Genomic DNA, 2693 nt, shown 5'->3' on the forward strand with positions numbered 1-2693 from the left:
CTTATTGCGTCCACGGCTTCCAATAACCACGCAATCATAATTTTCCTGATTGGCATATTCGATCATCTCTTCAGCGGGATCTCCATGTAACATCAGAAACTTAGTGGATACACCGGCGGACTCCACATATTGAATGACATCCAGGAACTTTTCTTTCCGTTTCTTAGTGGCTGTATGAGAATCCCCATAGTTTAATACGTCCTGTTTAGATGTTTCACCATCCACCACATATACAAGGTCGATGTGCACCTCTTCCTTATGCGGGGAAACCATCTTTAATGTCTGATCGATTGCGCGACGGGAATGGTCAGAACCATCCGTTGCAAGTAAAATATTCTTAAACATACATCATGCTCCTATTCATAATTTAGTGACCGGAACCTTTGGATACTCCCCCAAGTCGAGCCAGTAATCTGGAGCTCTCCCCATTCAAGCCGATGAATTTAACCTGGATTCCGTTTTGTTCAAACTTCGATTCGATACTGTCGAGAGCTCCAATGGCTGAGTCATCCCATAAATGAGAGTCGTTGAGATCGATGACCACTTCTTCGACATGATCTTTGAAATCGATCGAATTAAGAAAGTCTGTAACGGACGCAAAAAATAACTGGCCTTGCACATAATAAATCCGTTTTTTTCCTTCGTTTGCGTACAGCGTTAATACATTTACCTTGGATATCTTAACCGCAAAGAAAATCATGCTGAGCACAACACCGGCAAGTACGCCGTAGGCTAAGTTGTGTGTGAAGACGACCGTTAATACCGTCACAATCATGACAGCCGCATCAGAACGAGGTACTCTATGAATATTCCGGACGGAGCTCCAGTCAAACGTACCAATGGAAACCATGATCATGACACCCGCGAGTGCGGCCATTGGGATCTGGACGACGACTCCTCCTAAGACGATAATCATAAACATGAGCACGACGCCTGCCACCAGCGAAGATAATCGTCCACTCCCGCCGGACTTCACATTAATGACGGACTGACCAATCATCGCACAGCCGGCCATGCCGCCAAAGAATCCCGTGACGATGTTTGCGAACCCTTGACCGCGGCTTTCTTTGTTTTTATCACTTTCGGTATCGGTCATATCATCGACGATGGAAGACGTAAGAAGGGATTCGAGTAGTCCGACAATCGTTAACGCTAAAGCATAAGGGAAGATAATCATAAGGGTTTCAAAATTCAGCGGCATATCGGGCAAAGCGAACATAGGAAGCGTTTGGGTTAATTCTCCCATATCCCCAACCGTTCTAACGCCAATGTTCATCCATATCGCGATGGCGGATACGACCACAATGGCGACCAGTGTGGAAGGGATGGTTTTGGTAACCAGTGGAAATAGATAAATGATAGCTAAAGTTAACCCAACTAATGCATAAATCACCCAGGGTTCATTCTCAAAGTGCTGCAATTGGGAAGTGAAAATTAAAATCCCTAGAGCATTCACGAATCCTACCATAACGGAGCGTGGAATAAATCGCATGAATCTAGCTAACTTAAAGACTCCGAACAATACCTGTAGTATACCCGTCAGGATCGTTGTGGCGAGCAAATATTCAATTCCGTGCTGCGCAACTAAGGTAATCATGACTAAAGCCATAGCACCTGTCGCCCCCGAGATCATTCCCGGGCGTCCTCCCATAAAAGCAATCACGACGGAAATACAAAAGGATGCGTACAACCCGACCATTGGATCTACACCTGCAATAATTGAGAAAGCAATGGCTTCTGGAATCAGGGCTAGTGCAACCACGACCCCTGACAATACATCACCCTTTACGTTTCCGAGCCAATTGTCTTTAATTGATAAAGTTGACATACATACCCTCTTTCTATTTTTTATTTAGACCGCTAAGTCTCACAGCAGCCAGATTAATAAGATGAATTAATTTAGTGATTTTAATTATGATTTAATACCGTTCTTTTATAACTGACTATAATAGACTATAATAAAGAAAAATGTTTTGCAATAGGTTTCCTTTAGTTAAGCGTTATCATTAACAAAGATTTAATAATGCATAGCAAAAGAGGGGCGGTTCCAATGTTTTCCCATATACTTATAGCTTCAGATGGATCGAATCATGCGGTGAGGGCTGCTGAACATGCGCTGCAGTTAGCCCAGCTATCAGAAGATTCAAAGATTACCATTTTATATGCCATCAGTGGCGCGACTTCTAAAAGTGATGTGCTAAGTGAGAATATGGCCAACCTGTCCACGGTAAGGAAAGGACGTCTATTTTCTACCGAAGGAGTATTTATAAAAGCAGGAACGAACTATGATGTGAAAGTATTAAAAGGTGATCCTGGACCGGTCATTGTCCGCCATGTAAATGAAAACCATTATGATGTTGTTGTGATCGGCAGCAGGGGGCTGAATACGTTTCAGGAAATGGTGCTGGGAAGTGTGAGTCACAAAGTGGCGAAAAGGGTTGAATGTCCAGTGCTGATTATTAAGTAGGCGCCCCGTTAAAGTGTATGGTTTATTTTTCATAAGAGGCTTATTACACAATAGGGACGTATTGTGGAAGACTCAATTTCGAGATATTTTATGAGAGCAAAGGTCCTGCGGGGGATGATTCGCTTTCCGCGGGCATGTGCTGAGCCTCCTCGAGCTAACGCTCTCCGGGGTCTCACCGATCATGTTTATCCCGCAGGAGTCTTCATCATCCCCCTCCGGACCTTGC

3 protein-coding genes are annotated in these 2693 nt (G+C 44.0%); 1 reads left to right on the forward strand and 2 read right to left on the reverse strand.

Annotated features, from left to right (window positions below; genetic code table 11):
• Both WAM07_RS06585 and WAM07_RS06590 read right to left on the reverse strand, forming a co-directional pair.
• The coding region (locus WAM07_RS06585) for a universal stress protein (protein ID WP_422165739.1) at window positions 1-345 on the reverse strand (345 nt) is incomplete at its 3' end.
• Window positions 346-367: 22 nt separating this feature from the next.
• Window positions 368-1828 (reverse strand): SulP family inorganic anion transporter, encoded by a 1461-nt coding sequence (locus tag WAM07_RS06590; protein ID WP_422165740.1) that lies wholly within the window; start codon window positions 1826-1828, stop codon window positions 368-370.
• A 222-nt stretch (window positions 1829-2050) separates the two neighbouring features.
• On the opposite strand from WAM07_RS06590, the gene WAM07_RS06595 reads away from it, so the two are divergent.
• Entirely contained in the window at window positions 2051-2467 is a 417-nt protein-coding gene (locus tag WAM07_RS06595; RefSeq protein ID WP_422165741.1) for a universal stress protein, read from the forward strand.
• The last annotated feature ends 226 nt before the right edge of the window (window positions 2468-2693 follow it).

The organism is Halobacillus sp., assembly GCF_049282395.1.
Classification (GTDB): domain Bacteria; phylum Bacillota; class Bacilli; order Bacillales; family Halobacillaceae; genus Halobacillus.

Bases quoted from the DNA above. Each gene is read 5' to 3' on its own strand.
- WAM07_RS06590 (WP_422165740.1), bottom strand. From the start codon at position 1,828: ATGTCAACTTTATCAATTAAAGACAATTGGCTCGGAAACGTAAAGGGT.
- WAM07_RS06595 (WP_422165741.1), top strand. From the start codon at position 2,051: ATGTTTTCCCATATACTTATAGCTTCAGATGGATCGAATCATGCGGTG.